The organism is Pseudomonas sp. S2_H10, from assembly GCF_054668285.1.
In genome coordinates, this window is record NZ_CP162754.1 from 4,388,743 (window position 1) to 4,405,616 (window position 16,874).

The following is a 16,874-nucleotide window of genomic DNA, read 5'->3' on the forward strand; positions in this document are numbered from 1 at the left end:
GATCGGGTTTGGTCGCCCGGGTTTAGAATGGCGCACAGTGCCGCGTGAGCGGCATTTTTGTGCTCGCTTTATGGCGGGCTGTGCGTGGGAGGGCTCAGGCCCTGCCGGGTTTCCATTCCCTGGTCGACCAACCTGCGTACGGTTCGCCACCTTTCTGCTTGGTCGCAGTGATGGCGAACTCCAAATCAAGAATGGAGCTTCACCATGATCAAACCCACCCCCAATCCCCCCAAACACAAACCCGGCACAATGTTCCTCATCGCCCCAGACATCGACACCGAAACCCTGCTGGCCCATGCCTGTGAATCGCTGGCGTCGGCGAGTGTGATGGCGAGTGATTTTGCGGGGTTTCTGCAGGGCTCCCAGCGCAACACGCTGCTTGGCATTGCGCAGGTGATCATGCTGGGTGAGCTGGCGGTGAATCGGGCGCTGGATAATCTCGATCCGCAGGACTGAACACCGGCAAATCAGGTCAGCCTCCCGACCCGCCGCTATAGACCTTGCCCCCGGCGTCCTGGTCCCAGAACTGTGGGATTTCATGCTGAAAGCTTTTCAGCCAGCGTTGCATGGCCAGTTCGCGTTCGGTGGCGCTGGCGGTTTGGGGTTTGTCGGAGGCGACTTTGTTGCGGGCCTGCAGTTGTAGCCAGCCTTCGGTTTCCTGTTGTTGTGGCGACGCCGGGCCGGCGTCGATGGCGTGGGCGGCGAGGGGCAGGGCCAGCAGGCCGAGGCAGTAGAGGGTGGTCGGTTTCATCCTGGGCGTTCCCTATTGAAGGGCCTGTGGGGATACGGCGGCGACTTGCGCGGCGATGCTCGGGCCCGGCCTGGCCGGGGCCTTGAGTTTCTCGGCGCGGGCCTGGGCTTCGGTGACCTGGGCCGGGGTCAGGCCGACGCGGCTGACCAGTTCGGCGGCGCGGCTCCAGTCGTCCTGATAGATCAGCAGGGTCACCAGATTCACGGCCGCCAGTTGATCGCTTTGCTTGAGTTCGATGGCGGTGAGGAATTCGAATTTGGCGTCTTCGACCCGCAACTGATTGAGGTACACCACGCCCAGGTCGTTGCGGACTTTTGCGTCGGTGGGCGCCAGTCGCGCGGCCCGTTGCAGGTGGGCCTGGGCCTGGCCGTTATCGCCGCTGGCGGCGGCGAGTTGGCCCAGGCCATGTTCGGCTTCGGCCGCCAGGCAAGTGCCGAGCAGGCTGCGGTACAACGGCTCGGCTTCGCTGCGGCCCAACTGCCGATAGACCTTGGCCTTGCGCAGGCGTACGTCGGCGAGGTTGTCCGGCAGGTTTTGCAGGTTGGCCAGGCTGGCGTGCAGTTTGCCGTCCTTGGCCATGTCGTCGGCGAGGTTCATCGACAGCTGTTCCTCGGAGCTCAGCTTGCCGCAACTGGCGGTGCTGGTCAGGGCGCTCCAGGGTGTCTGGCCGTTGCTGGCGCAGCCGCTCAACAGCAGCAGACTCAAACCGGCTATCAATGCTTTCATCAGGTTCCCTCTAGGAAGCAAAGGCCCGGGACAGGGCGGTGAAGCCCGGTCCGGCCAGGACGATCAACAACGCCGGGAAGAGAAACAGCATCATCACGACGGACATTTTCGCGGACATCTTGGAGATGTATTCCTGCAGGCGCGTCAGGCGCCGGTCATCGAGCAATTGTTTGAGCGCCAGCAAGGATTTCATCGCGCCGCCGCCCTGGTGGATCAACTGTTGAAGGATCACGCAGGTGTCGGTGAACTCGTCTACCGCGAGTAATCGGGTGGTCTTGTTCAGCTCTTCGCCCAGCTCCAGCCCGGAATCGACACGGACCAGAATCAGGCGCAATTCATGGGTCAGGGCGGGCAGCAATTGCTTGCCCTCCTGGCTCAGCACGCGCAGCGACTGCTCCACCGCCATGCCCGATTCGAACAGGACGCGCAGCAGTGAGATAAAGGTCGAGGTCTCGGTTGCCAGTTGCTTTTGCCGACGCTGTGCGGCGGCGGCCAGCATGCGTTTGGGCAACAGATAGCCGATGCCGGCGGCGAATGCCGGGGCGATCCAGTGGCTCTCCACGTCGGGGTAGAAAAGTCCCTGGATCAGCAGGCACAAGGACAGTGCCAGCAGCGGTACGCCCACCTGCAAGGCGGCGAACATCGAGCGTTGGCGTACGCTGCGCCAGCCCAGGCGGTTGAGCAGGGTCTGGGTTTCATTGTCCATTTTCACCGACTGCTGCCCCAGGCGGCTGGCGCCCAGGGCGTGCAGCAGATGGCTGAGGCGGCTGTCGCCCGGCGCCTTGCCGTCCAGCCGTTGGGTCACCTGGCGCTTGCGTCGCTGCTGATCCAGCAAGGCGCTGAGCAGCAACAGTGCGGCGCCGAACAGTAGAAGTGCGCTCACCAGCAAGGGCATCTGCATATTCATAGGCTGCGCATCATGCGCCACAGCGCCAGGCAACCGATCACCTGCAAACCAAAGGCACTGGCCAGCATCATTTGCCCCGAGCTGTCGTGCCACATGGAAAGCAGATAGGTTGGATTGGTGAGTAGAAAGTAGCCGGCGACCGTCACCGGCAACAGGGCGAGGACTACCGCCGTGATTCGGGTTTCGCCGGTCATGGCTTTCAATTGGCGAGACGCCTGTTCGCGTTCGCGGATTATCTTGATCAGGTTTTCCAGCAGCTCACTGGCATTGCCGCCGTAGCGGTGGTTGACCTTCAAGCCGAGGGCGAACAGGCGCAGTTCATCTTTCTCGTACAGTTCGGCGAAGTCTGACGTGGCGTCCGCCAGGCTGACCCCCAGTTGCACATTGCGCTGGATCCGGCCCATGGCATTTTTCAGCGGGTCTTCGGCGGCATCGATGGCGCCGAGCACGGCATCGGCCAGGGTCCGTCCGGATTTCAGGCTGCGCACGGCATGGTCGAGCAGCGTCGGCAGTTGTTCGATCATGCGCGCGAGGCGACGTTGATAACGCCAGCTGATAAACAGCCGTACCACCGCCGGCGGTATCAGCAGCAACAGCAAGGCGCCGATCCAGCCACCCAGGGCGAAACCCAGCAGCACCCCGAGTATCCAGAACGCCAACCATTGGCCGAGGCGTTCGGCGGGGCGCCCGAGGCCGGCGCGCAGGAATGCCCGGTCAAGACCTGCCCACGACGATTTCTGCACGATCCGCTGCGGTTGCCCCTGGTTCAGGCGCCCGAGAATCCGTTCGTTGCCGGTCTGGCGCAAACCGTTATAGAGCAAGCGCAGCGACAGCCCGAGAAAGATCAGGCAAACGAGGATGAGCAGCGCCGGTTTGAGCATGCGATGGCCTCAGTACGCCGAAGGAGACAGCGCCGAGTCCCGGCGCAGTTTGTCGCCCGCCGGGTTGACCGCTTCGCGCAGGAAACCGAAACCTGTGCGGCGATCGAGACGGAACAGGGTGTTGGTGACATACACGTCGTCTCGCACGCCGACGACTTCCACCACTTCGCTGACGCAGCGGCGACCGTCGGGCATGCGGGTGAGCTGGATGACCACGTCGAGCGCCGCGCAGATCATCTGCCGCAGGGTGCGTTCGGCGATGCTGCGGCCGGTCAGGCCTACCAGGGTCTCCAGGCGCAGCAGCGCATCCTGGGCGTTGTTGGCGTGTACGGTACTCATGGAACCGTCGTGGCCGGTGTTCATGGCGGTGAGCACATCGACCACTTCGACGCCGCGAATTTCGCCGAGGATGATCCGGTCCGGCCGCATCCGCAGGGCGTTGCGAATCAGGTCGCTGGCTTTGACTTCGCCATGGCCTTCGGCATTCGGTGGCCGGGTTTCCAGGCGCACGACGTGAGGGTGGCCCAGTTGCAGTTCGGCGACGTCTTCGATGGTGACCAGGCGTTCGTGCGGGTTGATCAACTGGCTGAGAATGTTCAGCAGCGTGGTCTTGCCGGTGCCGGTGCCGCCGCTGATCAGGATGTTGCAGCGTTTGCCCACGGCTTCCTGAATGAATTCGTAAATCGCTTGGTCGATGGTCTGCATCGCCATCAGGTCGGTGCTCTTGAGCATGTCCTGGCGGAATTTGCGGATCGACAGGCACGGGCCATCGAGGGCAATCGGCGGAATGATCGCGTTGACCCGGCTGCCGTCCGGCAGGCGCGCGTCGACCATCGGTGAGGACTCGTCGAGGCGTCGGCCCAGCGGCGCGAGAATCCGCTGCATGACGCGTTCGACGTGGTGCGCATCGATGAAGCGCAAGTCGCTCAGATGCAGCACGCCGTCACGTTCGACAAACACCCGGTGCGGGCCGTTGACCAGAATCTCGGTCACCGCCGTGTCGCGCAGCAGCACTTCCAGCGGGCCGAAACCGGTGAGCTCGTCGACGATCTCTTCGGCCAGACGCTCCATTTCGTAGCGGGAAATCGCCAGGTGCAAGCGCGCGATGTACTCGGCCACTTTGTCGATCACGAACTGCGACAGCACCTGCCGCGAACCTTCCAGCAGGTTTTTCCCGGACTCTTCGATGGCGTCGATGATGTAGCGGTGCAACACCAGTTTCAGGCCTTCGTGGTCGGTGTTGCCGACCGCGCCGCGCTGGGGCGAACCGAAGAGTTTTTCACCGTTCATTGTGCGCCCCTCAAGCGGTTGAACCAGCCGGTCTTGGGTTTGGCCAGGCCTTCGGAACGTTTGGCCAGGCGGTCGCCGAGGGCGCGCAGGCCCTGGGTGAGGCCTTCGCGAGGGGCCAGTTCGAACAAGGTCAGGCCTTGGTTCTTGGCGTTGAGGCGTACTTCCGGGCTGTAGGCGAGGGTGGCGATGATCTCCAGGCCGAACGTCTTGCCCAGGGTGTCAGAGTCCGGGGCGACGTTGCGCAGGTAGCGGTCCACGAGCAATTTGGCGTGATCGAGCTTCATGCCTTTTTCGCGCCACAGATTGAGCACCGCGAGGTTGCGGCGGCAATCGAGAACGTTCTGGTCGGTGTACCACAGCAGTTTGTCGCAATGGCTGACGAAGGTGCGCAGCGCTTCGCTGTCCGGCTGCCCGGTGAGGTTCACCACGATGTGCTGGAAGTGTTGGCGCAAGGCGCTGAGGAGCATGTACAACTCGGCGGCGCTGGTGTGTTCCAGTGGTTCATCGCCCGCGGCGTAAGCGAGGATGCGCAAGCCTTCGGCGCAACTGGTGAAGGCGCTGTCGATCAGTGTGGCGTCCAGCCGGCGCAGATGGCGCAAGGCATCGCCGAAGTGAAACGAGCTCTCCAGGCCGAGCAACGCCAGGCTGTCACCGCGAGGCAAACCCAGGTCCAGCAGCAGCGTATGTTGACCGCTCTTTTGCACCACTTGCGCCATGTGCGTGGCCAGCAATGCGCCGTCGGCGCTGCTTTGCACGCCATACAGCACGGTCAGGCCGCCCAGGTGCGTATTCGGCGTGACGGCGGGCAGGCGTTTGCTCAGGCGCCGCACCAGCCCTGCGACTTCACTGGAGCGTGAACCATAGGCCACGAAATCCCGGGCCCCGGCGCGCATCGCATTGAGTACCAGCTGGTTGTCCATGCCGTCGCCCAGCGCGACGATCGCCAGCATCGGCTTGGCTTCCAGCGCGCCTTCGATCAACGCGCTCTGCGCCACCACGTGGTCGCGGTCCAGGCCGATGAACACCAGGCTGGCGAAGGTCACGTCGACCAGTGCCAGGAGTTCATCGAGGCTGCCGCCACCGGCGCTGACCACTTGGCCCAGGGGCGCGAGCGCACCTTGCAGCCATTCCAGGTCGGTGCTGTTGCGCGTGATTGCGAGGAAGGTTTGACTGAGGTTCTGGCTCATTGCGATAACCCGCTGCGTTTATCGAAGTTGCCGTTTTCGAGGAAGTACATTCGATACCAGTTCGGGTCGTAGTTGCGCAGTTGTTCACCGGGTAGCGACGGCAGTTGGGCGTTGGCGGCCAGCGGCTGCACCAGGTGCGGCGTGACGATCATCAGCAGTTCGCGTTCTTCGCGGTTGATCGAAGAGCTGCGAAAAAACGCGCCGAGAATCGGGATATCGCCCAGCCCCGGAAACTTGTCCACCTGCGAGGTGTTTTGCGTGCTGATCAAGCCGCTGATGACAAAGCTCTCGCCATCGGCCAGGGAGATGCTGGTGTCGGTGCGTCGGATGGTGAAGGCCGGTACCGTGGTGCCGCCGATGGTCACGGCGTTGTTGTAGTCCAGTTCGCTGACTTCGGGCGCGACCTTGAGGGCGATCTGGTCATTGCTGACCACGGTCGGCGTCAGCGTCAGGCGGATGCCGAATTCCTTGTATTCGATGGAGTAGCTGTTGCTGTTGGCGCTGGGGATCGGAATCGGGATTTCTCCGCCGGCGAGGAAGCTCGCGCTTTGTCCGCTGATCGCCACCAGGCTGGGCCGCGCCAGGGTGTAGGCAAAACCGCTGCTTTCCATGGCATTGATAATGGCGAGGAAGTTACCGCCGCCGGCGACGATGTTGAACATGTCGTTGGCCAGCGGAATGCTCGGCACGGCGATGCGTGGGTCGAGGTTGCGCAGCGGGAATACCCGGGGCGTCACGGCGGTGTTGGGGACGGTGCCGGGCGAGCCGAACAGGAAGTTCGAGTTCTTGCCGTAGATCGAGGTGCTGGCTTCCTTGAGCTTGGTGCGGCTGACTTCGACGAAGCGGATGTCGGTCTGCACCTGGGACGGCAGCAACGGGTTATCGGAGGGCAACTTGCTGGCGCTGGTCATGGCGGCGGTGGCGCGCCCCTGGACGAACACCATGCTCTGGCGCGGCGCGCTGGCGCAGGCTGTCCAGACCATCAGGCTGGTGGCGCCGGGGGCCATGCCGGTGAGCAGCAAGGCCTGACTGCCGTTGACCCGCACGTCGGCAATTTTCGGGTCGCCCACGGCCACGCGGGTGACGGCCACCGGCGATTGCAGTTCCTGTTGCAACCCTTCGCCGACTTCCATCGCCGCCGGCAACGGACCGAGCGTGGCGCAATTGCCCACCGCCGCCGAGACCGCACCGGCTGGCAGGCCGCCGAGCAAAGCGACCCAGATCATGCCGTTGAACAACGGCGTAAAACGTCTGCGCATGGAAAGGCGTCCTTGCTCGATTCAGGGTGCTTGTTGAGTGATTTCGTTGCCGCGAATGACTTCCACGCTCGGCTTGCGCGGCGTGGTTGCAGAGTTTGTCGCGACTGGTTTGGGCGGCGCCGTCATGGCCAGTTGGCTGAACTGCAACAGCTCGCGGTTGGCATTGGCCAGGCTGGCAGCCGAGTTGCTTTCGCCGGCCCAGTAGCGCGCCAGGCGTTTTTCCTCGGCGCTGCGCACGGCCAGGCGCAACACGCCGGCCTGGGTCGCGAGCATCAGGCGGCTCACCAGTTGTTCGGGAACGGCGAGCAACACCGTCCGGGCCGTGACGCGCGATTGATCCAGCCTGAGTTTTTCTTCGGCGCTGCGCGCCGGGCTGGCAGGCTGGCCGTCGTTGGTCAGGCCCAGTTGTTCGCCGACCCCGAGCACCCGCAAGGCCGGCACCACCAGTTGTGCCGTTGGCTGAACGTTGAGGCTGTCCATGCGCAGGAACAGCAGCACGTCGACATAGTCGCCGGGTGTCAGTTGCCCGCCGGCATTGACCACTTCGTCCACGGCAACCGCCAGGGCGCGCTCATCGGGGCGGATCATCCGTGACAGCTTGCTGCCGGCTTCGAAGCTTTCATCGTTGAGCCAGTTGCCGGCGGGGAGGGCGCGCCAGGGTGTGCGGCCAATCGCCTGGTCAAGGCTGGTCAGGCTGCCGGCGGGCACGGTGTGCAGTTTTTCCAGGGTGACATCGGCGGCGGTGATCGGCGCAAACGGCGCAACATCGTTGATCAGCACGACCACGGGATGAAGGGTAGGGTCTTCTGCCGGAGCAGGCACCTGGGCGTTGGCGGGCGCTGCGCTGACGGTGGTTTGGGCAACGGGTTCAGGGGCCGGCTGACGACTCAATGCGAGCCCCCAGTACCCGGCAATGATGGCACCGACCAGAAACAATCCGGCGAGGCCCAGAGTGACACGGCTGTTCATGTAGGCTCTCCCTTTCCTGCTGCGCAAAAACTCGTCCTTTCCGACGAGACAACTTCGCAATCAGGCAGCTATGAACATGGAACTATTTCGCTATGTGACGGTAGCTCAGCTAGAGCGAAATGCCATTACCGTGGGGGAAATATCTAACGAAAGTGCGAACTTGCGACGAAATGACCGGTTTTTTGACGTCAACGAAACGGTTAATACTTTAGTGTTAATGCGTATTTACAGTTGTTGGGCCGGGGAATGCCGACAATGCTGGTGCTGGCACTGGGGAATCATGTTGCGTCCGTGCAACACCCGTCGTCGTCCAGGAGAATGTCATGTCTTTTTCCAAGCTTGTTCAGAAGGTCAAATCCGAGATCGTTTTCTACAAAAACCTCGCCAAGGACACCGAGGGGGCTTCGGGCATTGAGTACGCCATGATTGCCGGGATGGTGGCGGTTGCGTTGGCTGCTTTCGTGACGCCGATCAAGACGGCGGTCACCACGATGTTCACCACGATCTCAGGGTCGCTGTGACAAGGAAATCGGTCATTTGCCATTGTTTAAAACGGTTCCTTACGTCAGCGCTTCGTCCAATGCAGGTGTTGTCTCATGAACGCTCTCGCACAGCCACGCCAACAGTTGCTTCTGGTGGATGACGAAGAGGACGCACTGCTTGAATTGGCGGAGTTGCTGGAGGGCGAGGGGTTCAATTGTTTTACCGCCACTTCGGTCAAGCTCGCGTTGCAGCATCTGACGCGGCATCCTGACATTGCTTTGGTGATTACTGATTTGCGCATGCCGGAGGAGAGTGGCATGTCGTTGATCAGGCGGTTGCGTGAGCATACGGCTCGTGAGCATTTGCCGGTGATTGTGATGTCGGGGCATGCGGATATGGACGATGTGAGTGATATGTTGCGGTTGCAGGTGTTGGATCTTTTTCGCAAGCCGATTTATCACGTGCGGTTGTTGGAGACGCTGAATAATCTGTTTCCGTTGCCTCAGGTTTACTTGGTTAGGAGGTGATGGGGGCATATCCGTTTTTTCGGTAACGGCGGCTGGCGGTTTCGCCCTTACGGCGAGTCACTTTTTTTACAAGCGCCCGGAGTGCCGGCCCAGTAAAAAAATAACCAAAAAAACGCTCGCCCCTTGCGTCCGGCCCCTCGCCTAGGCTCGGCGTTCCTTCGCTCCGGTATCCATCCGGGGGCATCGCCCTCCGGTTGGCTTCGCTGGCACCTACATGCGATGAGTTCGACTGCGTCGAACGGCGCTGCGCGCCAATCCCCGGATGAACACCTCCACTCAGCCTTCCGAGGGGGCGGGTGGATCAAGATCAAGAGCTGCAGGCGAGCTAACGCTCGGCCTGTTGAGTGGTGAAGAGCAGCGGATGTACGCGGCTTTTCTGTAGGAGCTGGCTTGCCAGCGATGACGGCCTAACGGCCGACCAGTATCTCCCAGACATACGTCGATCCCTTGTAGGAGCTGGCTTGCTAGCGATGGCGGCCTGCCAGCCAACCAGTATCTCCCAGACATACGTCGATCCCTTGTAGGAGCTGGCTTGCTAGCGATGGCGGCCTACCGGCCGGCCTGATTATCTGGCTGTACATTCCCGCCTTATCAAGCCACCGGCCGCCAATGCCCAACCATATGCTCAAGTTCCCCGGCGCCCGCTAACTGCAAATCCCCGATCGACCTTGGCGCACTGGCGAGCAATGTCACCTCACTGGGCAACCGTACCGGTTTCCTGAACTGCACCGTGATCTCGACATTCGCTGTTGGCAGATGCCCGGCCAATGCCGCCAACGTGCGCGCCTTGTTCCACAAGCCATGAGCGATGGCGGTGGGGAAGCCGAAGAGTCGGGCGCTGGCTGCGCTGAGGTGGATCGGGTTGTAGTCGCCGGACACCTTGGCGTATTGCCGGCCGATGTCGGAGGGGGCTTTCCAGTGCTCGATTTCGCTGAGGGCCAGGCTCGGTGTCAGGTTTTCTTCGAGGGGGTCGCCTTCGAGTTTGACGCCGCGGCAGAGCATTTGGCTTTGCGCTTCCCACAAGGGGCCCAGTTGGTCGTCGAGGGTGGTCAGCAGATCGAATGTCGCGCCTTTGGCGTGGGGTTGCAGGTTTTCTACCTGGACGCTGACGCGCACCCGATTCACTGCGCCCATGGGGCGCAGCACGCGGATGCGATTGCTCAGGTGAATCAGGCCCAGCAGCGGGAACGGGAAGTCTTTGGCTGTGAGCAATTGCATCTGCAAGGCAAAGCCGAGGATGTGTGGGTAGGTTGGCGGCAGCAGGCCGTTGTCGGCGAAGCCGCAGACTTTGCGATAGGCCGCAAGGCGCTTGGGATCGACATCGACCCAGCAACGCAAGCCGGAGTCGGGCAGGGTGGTGCCGGTGATTTTGCGTCGCGTCGCTGCACGGGCGTATAACCCCGGCAGGCTGGGTTCGCGGTTGAGTGTGTGCCAGTCGGTAATCATCCTTAAGCCCCCAGAACGCTTTGCCCGCACACGCGCAACGCTTGCCCGGTGAACGCGCCTGTGCCCGGTTGCGCCAGCCAGGCCACGGCTTCGGCAACGTCCTGTGGCAAGCCGCCCTGGCCGAGGGAGCTCATGCGTCGTCCGGCTTCGCGCAGGCCGAAGGGGATGTGCGCGGTCATCTGTGTTTCGATGAAGCCCGGCGCCACCGCATTGATGCTGATACCGCGTTCGCTGAGCAGCGGCGCCCAGGCTTGGGCCAGGCCAATAAGCCCGGCCTTGCTCGCCGCGTAATTGGTTTGCCCGCGATTGCCGGCGATGCCGCTGATGGACGCCAGCAGGATCACCCGGCCGTTGTCGTGCAGGGTGCCGCCGTCGAGCAGGGCCTTGGTCAGCACTTGGGGGGCATTGAGGTTGACCGCCAGTACGGCGTCCCAGAATTCCGGGGTCATGTTGGCCAGGGTTTTGTCGCGGGTGATGCCAGCGTTGTGCACCAGGATGTCGAGGCCGTCGGGCAACTGTTCGATCAACTGCGCAGCGGCGTCTTCGGCGCAGATGTCGAGGGTGATGCTGTGCCCGCCGAGGCGTGCGGCGAGAGCTTCGAGATCGGTTTTGGCCGGTGGCACGTCGAGCAGGATGACCTCGGCGCCGTCACGGGCCAGGGTTTCCGCAATGGCTGCGCCAATGCCCCGTGCCGCGCCGGTCACCAGTGCCTTGCGTCCGGCGAGCGGGCGCGTCCAGTCGCTGACGGGCGTCGAGCACGGATTCAGGCGAATGACCTGCCCGGAGACGAAGGCGCTTTTGGGCGAGAGGAAAAACCGCAGCGGGCCTTCCAGCTGCGCCTCGGCACCTTCGCCGACGTAGATCAGTTGCAGGGTGCCACCGCTGCGCAACTCCTTGGCCAGTGAACGGCTGAAACCTTCCAGGGCACGCTGCGCGCTGGCGGCGAACGGGTCGCGCAGGGTTTGCGGGTCGCGCCCGAGAATCACCAGATGCGCGCAGTGATCGAGGTTCTTCATCAGCGGCTGGAAGAATTCGCGCAGTTGCTTGAGCTGGTCGGTGTGCAGCAGGTCACTGGCGTCGTACACCACGGCCTTGAGTTTGGGGCCGTGGCCGGGAATCCACGCCGTGGCCATCGAAGGCTCGGTGCCGTAGCTGTAGATCGCGTCGGTCAGGCGGTTGGCGAAGGCGTTGACGCGTTCGGCCAACGGCCCGCCGCCGATCAGCAGCGCACCTTCCACGGGCCGCAGCCGGCCTGCTTGCCAGCGCTCCAGTCGAGTCGGTGCCGGCAACCCCAGGGCGCCGACCAGACGGTGGCCGATGGACGAGTTGGCGAAGTCGATATAGCGGTCAGACATGGAACGCGCTCCGAAAGCTGGGGTTCAAAGTGTGGACCATGAATGGCGATCAGTCGTTCGATCCACGAGATAAGGCCTACGCTTGGTTACATTGTAGGAGCGAGCTTGCTCGCGATGGTCGTGAACGATGACGCGTATCGTCTCGAGAAATGCGTCGCCTTCCAACTCATCGCGAGCAAGCTCGCTCCTACAGGGGGCGGTTTTCGATTTGAATCATTCACCAGGAGTTCTTATGACCCAACTGCGCCGCGTCGCGATCATCGGCGGTAACCGGATTCCCTTCGCCCGCTCCAACGGCCCCTACGCCACGGCCAGTAACCAGGTGATGCTCACCGCCGCCCTCGAAGGCCTGATCGAGCGTTACAACCTGCACGGCCAGCGCATTGGCGAAGTGGTCGCCGGGGCGGTGCTCAAGCTGTCGCGGGACATGAACCTCACGCGCGAGTGCGTACTGGGTTCGCGCCTGTCGCCCGCCACCCCGGCCTATGACATCCAGCAGGCATGCGAAACCGGGCTGGAGGCGGCGTTGCTGGTGGCGAACAAGATTGCCCTGGGCCAGATCGACTGCGGCATCGCCGGTGGCGTGGACACCACTTCGGATGCGCCGATCAGTGTCAGCGAAGGGCTGCGCAAAATCCTTCTGCAAACCAACCGCGCGAAGAGCACCGGCGACAAACTGAAAACCTTCCTGCAGTTGCGCCCCAGGCATCTGATCCCGGAGTTCCCGCGCAATGGCGAGCCGCGCACCGGGTTGTCCATGGGCCAGCACTGCGAGCTGATGGCCCAGACCTGGAACATCCCGCGCGAAGCGCAGGATCAACTGGCGCTCGAGAGCCATCAGAAACTGGCGGCTTCCTACGCCGAAGGCTGGCACAACGACCTGATGACACCCTTCCTGGGGCTCACCCGCGACAACAACCTGCGCCCGGACTCCACGCTGGAAAAGCTCGCAGCGCTCAAGCCGGCCTATGAGAAAAGCGCCAAGGGCACCCTGACCGCAGGCAACTCCACGCCACTGACCGATGGTGCGTCACTGGTGTTGCTGGGCAGCGAAGAGTGGGCGAAGGCGCGAGGCTTGCCGATTCTGGCTTACTGGCGCGACGGCGAGGCGGCGGCGGTGGATTTCGTCAACGGCGCGGAAGGCTTGTTGATGGCGCCGGTCTACGCCGTGCCACGGTTGCTGGCGCGCAACGGGTTGACCTTGCAGGACTTCGACTATTACGAAATCCACGAAGCCTTCGCTGCGCAAGTGCTGTGCACCTTGAAGGCCTGGGAAGATCCCGAGTACTGCAAAGCCCGTCTGGGGCTCGATGCGCCGCTGGGCTCGATCGACCGCAGCCGGCTCAACGTCAAGGGCAGTTCACTGGCGGCGGGGCATCCGTTTGCCGCCACGGGCGGGCGCATCGTCGCCAACCTGGCGAAGTTGCTGGATGCGGCGGGCAAGGGGCGGGGACTGATTTCGATCTGTGCGGCGGGTGGGCAGGGTGTGACTGCCATTATCGAACGCTGAACACAAAAAACTGTGGGAGCGAGCTTGCTCGCGATAGCGGTGTGTCAGTCAACAAAGATGTTGAAACTGCTGGCCTCATCGCGAGCAAGCTCGCTCCCACAGGTTTTGTGTTTGGCTCAGATTATGTGAACGACACTGAAATCTTGTGGGAGCGAGCTTGCGGGTTAAGTACGAAACCTGCGCACCAACCCGTCCAGTTCATTCGACAACCCGGCCAGGCTCTGGGAGTCCAGGCGCGCCGAGTTGGCCAGTTCCGCCACCAGTTGCGCATCGCCATGGATCTGGCTGATGTGCCGGTTGATGTCTTCGGCCACTTGATGCTGTTGTTCCGCCGCCGTGGCGATCTGGGTGTTCATGTCGCGGATCACGTCCACCGACTCGCGAATCTGCCCGAAGCTGTTGCGCGCCTCGCCGATGCGCGTCACCGATTGCTGGGAGACTTCCAGGCTGGCGTGCATCTGTTGGGTCACCTGGCTGGTGCGTTTGGCCAGGTTGCCCAGCAGCCCGTCGATTTCTGCGGTGGAATCGGCGGTGCGCTTGGCCAGGGCGCGCACTTCGTCGGCCACCACGGCAAAACCGCGACCCTGTTCACCGGCCCGTGCCGCTTCGATCGCGGCGTTCAGCGCCAGCAGGTTGGTCTGTTCGGCGATTGAACGGATGGTCCCGAGGATCGACTGGATGTCATTGCTGTCACGCTCCAGTTGCTGCATCGACTGGGCCGACTGTTCGATTTCCTGGCTCAGGCGATCCACGCTGTTCACCGCCGCATCGATCTGCTGCTGACCTTCGCGCGCCTGGCGCTGGCCACTGTCGGCCGATTCCGCCGCCTGGCTGCAAGAGCGCGCGACTTCGTTGGCGGTGGCGACCATTTCGTGGAACGCCGTGGACACCATGTCCACCGCTTCGCGCTGGCGCCCGGCGGCTTCGGCCATGTCGCTGGAGACCTGGGTCGAGCTCTTGGACGTGGCGAGGATCTTGCCTGCCGCGCCGCCGATGTTCTGGATCAGGTTGCGAATCGCGGCCAGGAACTGGTTGAACCAGTTGGCCAGTTGCGCGGTTTCGTCGCTGCCGCGGATTTGCAGGTTCTGGGTCAGGTCGCCTTCGCCCTGGGCGATGCCTTCCAGGCCGCTGGCCACGCTGCGGATCGGGCGCACGATGAGGCTGGCAAAGCTGGCGCCGACGACGGCGAAGATGACCGCCAGTACGGCGGCGATGATCGCGATCAGCCAGGTCAACTGGGTCGCGGAGCTCATCACGTCGTCCTGTTTGATCAGGCCGATGAAGGTCCAGCCCAGCTGCTCCGACGGCCAGACGTTGGCCATGTAGCGCTCGCCATTCAATTCCACTTCCACCAGGCCCTTGCCGGCCTTGGCCAGTTGCGCGTAGCCGTCGCCCAGGCTGTTCAGCGGTTTGAAGTTGTGTTCCGGTTGTTTCGGATCCACCAGGACCATGCCGGTGTTTTCCAGCAGCATCAGGTAGCCGGTTTCACCGAGCTTGATCTGCTTGACGATTTCGGTGAGCTGCTTGAGCGTCACATCGATGCTGACCACACCGCCGTTGGTGCCCAGCTTGTTGTCGATGGTGCGCACGGTGCTGACGTAGGTCGCGTCGTCCTGGGCCCAGTAATAGGCCTCGGTACGGAACGGCTTGCCCGGCTTGGCCTGGGCGGCCTTGTACCAGGGGCGCTGGCGCGGGTCGTAGTTGTTCAGTTTCGGATCATCCGGCCACGACACGTAGCCGCCGGCCGCCGTGCCGAGGATGGCATAGGCGTAAGACGGGTGACTGTTGCCCAGGTCCTGGAGCAGGGTGAAGACTTTCTTGTCCGCCTCGCCCTGGGGGACGCTCTCGGCGTTGGCAGCCATGTAAGTCTTGAGGCTGTCGTCGGAATTTCGGATCAACGGCTGCTTGGCCAGGTAATCGACGTTCTGGCTGATGCCGTCAAAGAACAATTGCATGGCGTTGCTGACCTGACGAATTTCGCGGGCACTGCCGTCGATGAATTCGTCCCTGGCATCACTGCGCAGGTTCAGCACAACGAGCGTGGCGACCAGCACCACGGGCAGGCAGGCGATGATTGCAAACGCCCAGGTCAACTTCTGTTTGATGTTCATCCGCGCTCCAGATTTTCTTGTAGGCCCACGCAGTGCAGATGACTCGCGGTTTATTGGCAGCCGTAAACGTTCTTGGTCAACCCGGGTCCTTGAGTGCGGCATCGCTATTATTGGGGGAGCGATTGTCGGACAAATCACTTTGTCACTAAGGACTTCGGCTGTTGTCGGAGGAAATTGAGGCCTGATGGGAAAAATCCTACGGAAGGTGCGAGCTGTGATGTCAGCTTCTGTCGCAATTGCCCTCAATGCCCTTGCACAACAACTGACGCAAGCTCGGCTATGATCTGCTCCGACCGGTGGCGGTCGTCGGTTTTACCCGGTGAAATCGGCACATTGTGTGCTTCTGCAATACTCATGAGTCGGCAACCCCTCCCCCCGTGGATGGATTGCCGTATAACGAATGACTTTCGCGTGTTTGGTAATAAAGGACCCACAATAAAAGCTGATGAAGACTCCAAAACGCATTGAACCCCTGATCGAGGACGGTCTGGTCGACGAGGTGCTGCGCCCACTCATGAGTGGTAAAGAAGCAGCTGTTTATGTGGTGCGCTGCGGCAACGAGTTACGTTGCGCGAAGGTCTACAAGGAGGCGAATAAACGCAGTTTCCGTCAGGCGGCCGAGTATCAGGAAGGCCGCAAGGTACGCAATAGCCGTCAGGCCCGGGCAATGGCCAAGGGCTCCAAGTTTGGCCGCAAGGAAACCGAAGACGCCTGGCAGAACGCCGAAGTGGCGGCGCTGTTCCGTCTGGCCAGTGCCGGTGTGCGGGTGCCCAAGCCGTTCGACTTCCTCGAAGGCGTACTGCTCATGGAACTGGTGGCCGACGAGTACGGTGACGCCGCGCCGCGCCTGAACGATGTGGTGCTGGAGCCGGACCAGGCCCGCGAGTATCACGCGTATCTGATTTCGCAGATCGTGCTGATGCTGTGTACCGGTCTGGTGCACGGTGACCTGTCCGAGTTCAACGTGCTGCTGACACCGACCGGCCCGGTGATCATCGACCTGCCGCAAGCGGTGGATGCCGCGGGCAACAACCACGCGTTCAGCATGCTGGAGCGCGATGTGGGCAACATGGCGTCTTACTTCGGGCGGTTTGCCCCGGAGTTGAAGAAGACCAGGTACGCCAAGGAAATGTGGGCCCTGTACGAGGCCGGCACCTTGCACCCGGCCAGTGTCCTGACCGGCGAGTTCGCCGAAACGGAAGAGCTGGCCGACGTGGGCGGCATCATGCGCGAGATCGAGGCCGCGCGCCTGGATGAAGAGCGCAAGCAAGCCGTACGCGCGGCGGACGATGCTCCGCCGGGCAAGACCGAAGAACCGCCTCCGCCTTGGATGCAGTGATCGGTTAAAAAAACCCGGCTTCGGCCGGGTTTTTTGTGGGTTACAGATTCAATACCTGTGTCGACTGTTAGTCCGCCTTCGCGGGCAAGCCCGCTCCCACAGGGATTTGTGCATGTGTGCAGAATTTGTGATC

The 16,874-nt window shown here is 62.4% G+C and carries 16 protein-coding genes and 1 pseudogene; 5 read left to right on the forward strand and 12 right to left on the reverse strand.

What is annotated here, in order from left to right; all coding sequences use genetic code 11:
* Positions 1 to 204 precede the first annotated feature (204 nt).
* The gene (locus AB4O16_RS19610) at positions 205 to 456 is read left to right on the forward strand and encodes a DUF6124 family protein (RefSeq protein ID WP_150714506.1); all 252 of its coding nucleotides are present in this window, start codon (positions 205 to 207) and stop codon (positions 454 to 456) included.
* A gap of 16 nt (positions 457 to 472) precedes the next feature.
* Here AB4O16_RS19610 and AB4O16_RS19615 read toward each other — a convergent pair whose 3' ends face one another.
* From AB4O16_RS19615 to cpaB, 8 genes are read right to left on the reverse strand one after another with little or no spacing between them, the layout of a single operon-like run.
* Positions 473 to 751 carry a DUF3613 domain-containing protein gene (locus tag AB4O16_RS19615; RefSeq protein ID WP_460155588.1) on the reverse strand — a complete coding sequence of 93 codons (279 nt, stop codon included), beginning with the start codon at positions 749 to 751 and terminating at the stop codon, positions 473 to 475.
* 12 nt (positions 752 to 763) lie between these two features.
* Entirely contained in the window at positions 764 to 1,477 is a 714-nt protein-coding gene (locus AB4O16_RS19620; RefSeq protein ID WP_460155589.1) for a tetratricopeptide repeat protein, read from the reverse strand.
* Between the two features lie 10 nt (positions 1,478 to 1,487).
* Positions 1,488 to 2,378, reverse strand: a complete 891-nt coding sequence (locus tag AB4O16_RS19625) for a type II secretion system F family protein (RefSeq protein WP_460158075.1) — start codon at positions 2,376 to 2,378, stop codon at positions 1,488 to 1,490.
* A gap of 2 nt (positions 2,379 to 2,380) precedes the next feature.
* A complete protein-coding gene (locus tag AB4O16_RS19630) occupies positions 2,381 to 3,265 on the reverse strand; it encodes a type II secretion system F family protein (protein ID WP_460155590.1) in 885 nt (294 codons plus the stop codon).
* Between the two features lie 9 nt (positions 3,266 to 3,274).
* Positions 3,275 to 4,555, reverse strand: coding sequence for a CpaF family protein (locus AB4O16_RS19635; RefSeq protein ID WP_460155591.1), 1,281 nt, complete (start codon positions 4,553 to 4,555; stop codon positions 3,275 to 3,277).
* Complete coding sequence (locus tag AB4O16_RS19640; protein WP_160389542.1) at positions 4,552 to 5,742, reverse strand: AAA family ATPase; 1,191 nt, start codon at positions 5,740 to 5,742, stop codon at positions 4,552 to 4,554. The genes AB4O16_RS19635 and AB4O16_RS19640 overlap by 4 nt, the downstream gene beginning before the upstream one ends.
* A complete protein-coding gene (locus AB4O16_RS19645; RefSeq protein WP_460155592.1) occupies positions 5,739 to 7,001 on the reverse strand; it encodes a type II and III secretion system protein family protein in 1,263 nt (420 codons plus the stop codon). Before AB4O16_RS19645 ends, AB4O16_RS19640 begins: the two co-directional genes overlap by 4 nt.
* Positions 7,002 to 7,022: 21 nt before the next feature.
* On the reverse strand, positions 7,023 to 7,970 hold the full coding sequence (cpaB, locus tag AB4O16_RS19650; protein WP_460155593.1) for a Flp pilus assembly protein CpaB: 948 nt from the start codon (positions 7,968 to 7,970) through the stop codon (positions 7,023 to 7,025).
* 323 nt (positions 7,971 to 8,293) lie between these two features.
* Between cpaB and AB4O16_RS19655 the strand changes: the two genes are divergently transcribed.
* Both AB4O16_RS19655 and AB4O16_RS19660 read left to right on the forward strand, forming a co-directional pair.
* Positions 8,294 to 8,491 (forward strand): Flp family type IVb pilin, encoded by a 198-nt coding sequence (locus AB4O16_RS19655; protein WP_150714498.1) that lies wholly within the window; start codon positions 8,294 to 8,296, stop codon positions 8,489 to 8,491.
* A gap of 75 nt (positions 8,492 to 8,566) precedes the next feature.
* A complete protein-coding gene (locus AB4O16_RS19660; RefSeq protein WP_160389538.1) occupies positions 8,567 to 8,980 on the forward strand; it encodes a response regulator in 414 nt (137 codons plus the stop codon).
* 591 nt (positions 8,981 to 9,571) lie between these two features.
* Here the strand turns inward: AB4O16_RS19660 and AB4O16_RS19665 are convergent.
* The gene (locus tag AB4O16_RS19665) at positions 9,572 to 10,426 is read right to left on the reverse strand and encodes a MaoC family dehydratase (RefSeq protein ID WP_160385974.1); all 855 of its coding nucleotides are present in this window, start codon (positions 10,424 to 10,426) and stop codon (positions 9,572 to 9,574) included.
* A 2-nt stretch (positions 10,427 to 10,428) separates the two neighbouring features.
* Entirely contained in the window at positions 10,429 to 11,781 is a 1,353-nt protein-coding gene (locus AB4O16_RS19670) for a 3-oxoacyl-ACP reductase (RefSeq protein ID WP_460155594.1), read from the reverse strand.
* A 232-nt stretch (positions 11,782 to 12,013) separates the two neighbouring features.
* Here AB4O16_RS19670 and AB4O16_RS19675 point away from each other — a divergent pair, with 232 nt between their 5' ends.
* Positions 12,014 to 13,291, forward strand: coding sequence for an acetyl-CoA C-acetyltransferase (locus AB4O16_RS19675; RefSeq protein ID WP_460155595.1), 1,278 nt, complete (start codon positions 12,014 to 12,016; stop codon positions 13,289 to 13,291).
* Positions 13,292 to 13,455: 164 nt separating this feature from the next.
* On the opposite strand, the gene AB4O16_RS19680 is transcribed toward AB4O16_RS19675, so the two are convergent.
* Positions 13,456 to 14,223 (reverse strand): methyl-accepting chemotaxis protein, encoded by a 768-nt coding sequence (locus AB4O16_RS19680; protein ID WP_371319548.1) that lies wholly within the window; start codon positions 14,221 to 14,223, stop codon positions 13,456 to 13,458.
* 90 nt (positions 14,224 to 14,313) lie between these two features.
* Positions 14,314 to 15,504 (reverse strand): annotated as a pseudogene (locus AB4O16_RS19685) (cache domain-containing protein); the annotation flags it as partial.
* Positions 15,505 to 15,847: 343 nt separating this feature from the next.
* On the opposite strand from AB4O16_RS19685, the gene AB4O16_RS19690 reads away from it, so the two are divergent.
* Entirely contained in the window at positions 15,848 to 16,741 is an 894-nt protein-coding gene (locus AB4O16_RS19690; protein ID WP_150719181.1) for a PA4780 family RIO1-like protein kinase, read from the forward strand.
* Positions 16,742 to 16,874 lie beyond the last annotated feature (133 nt).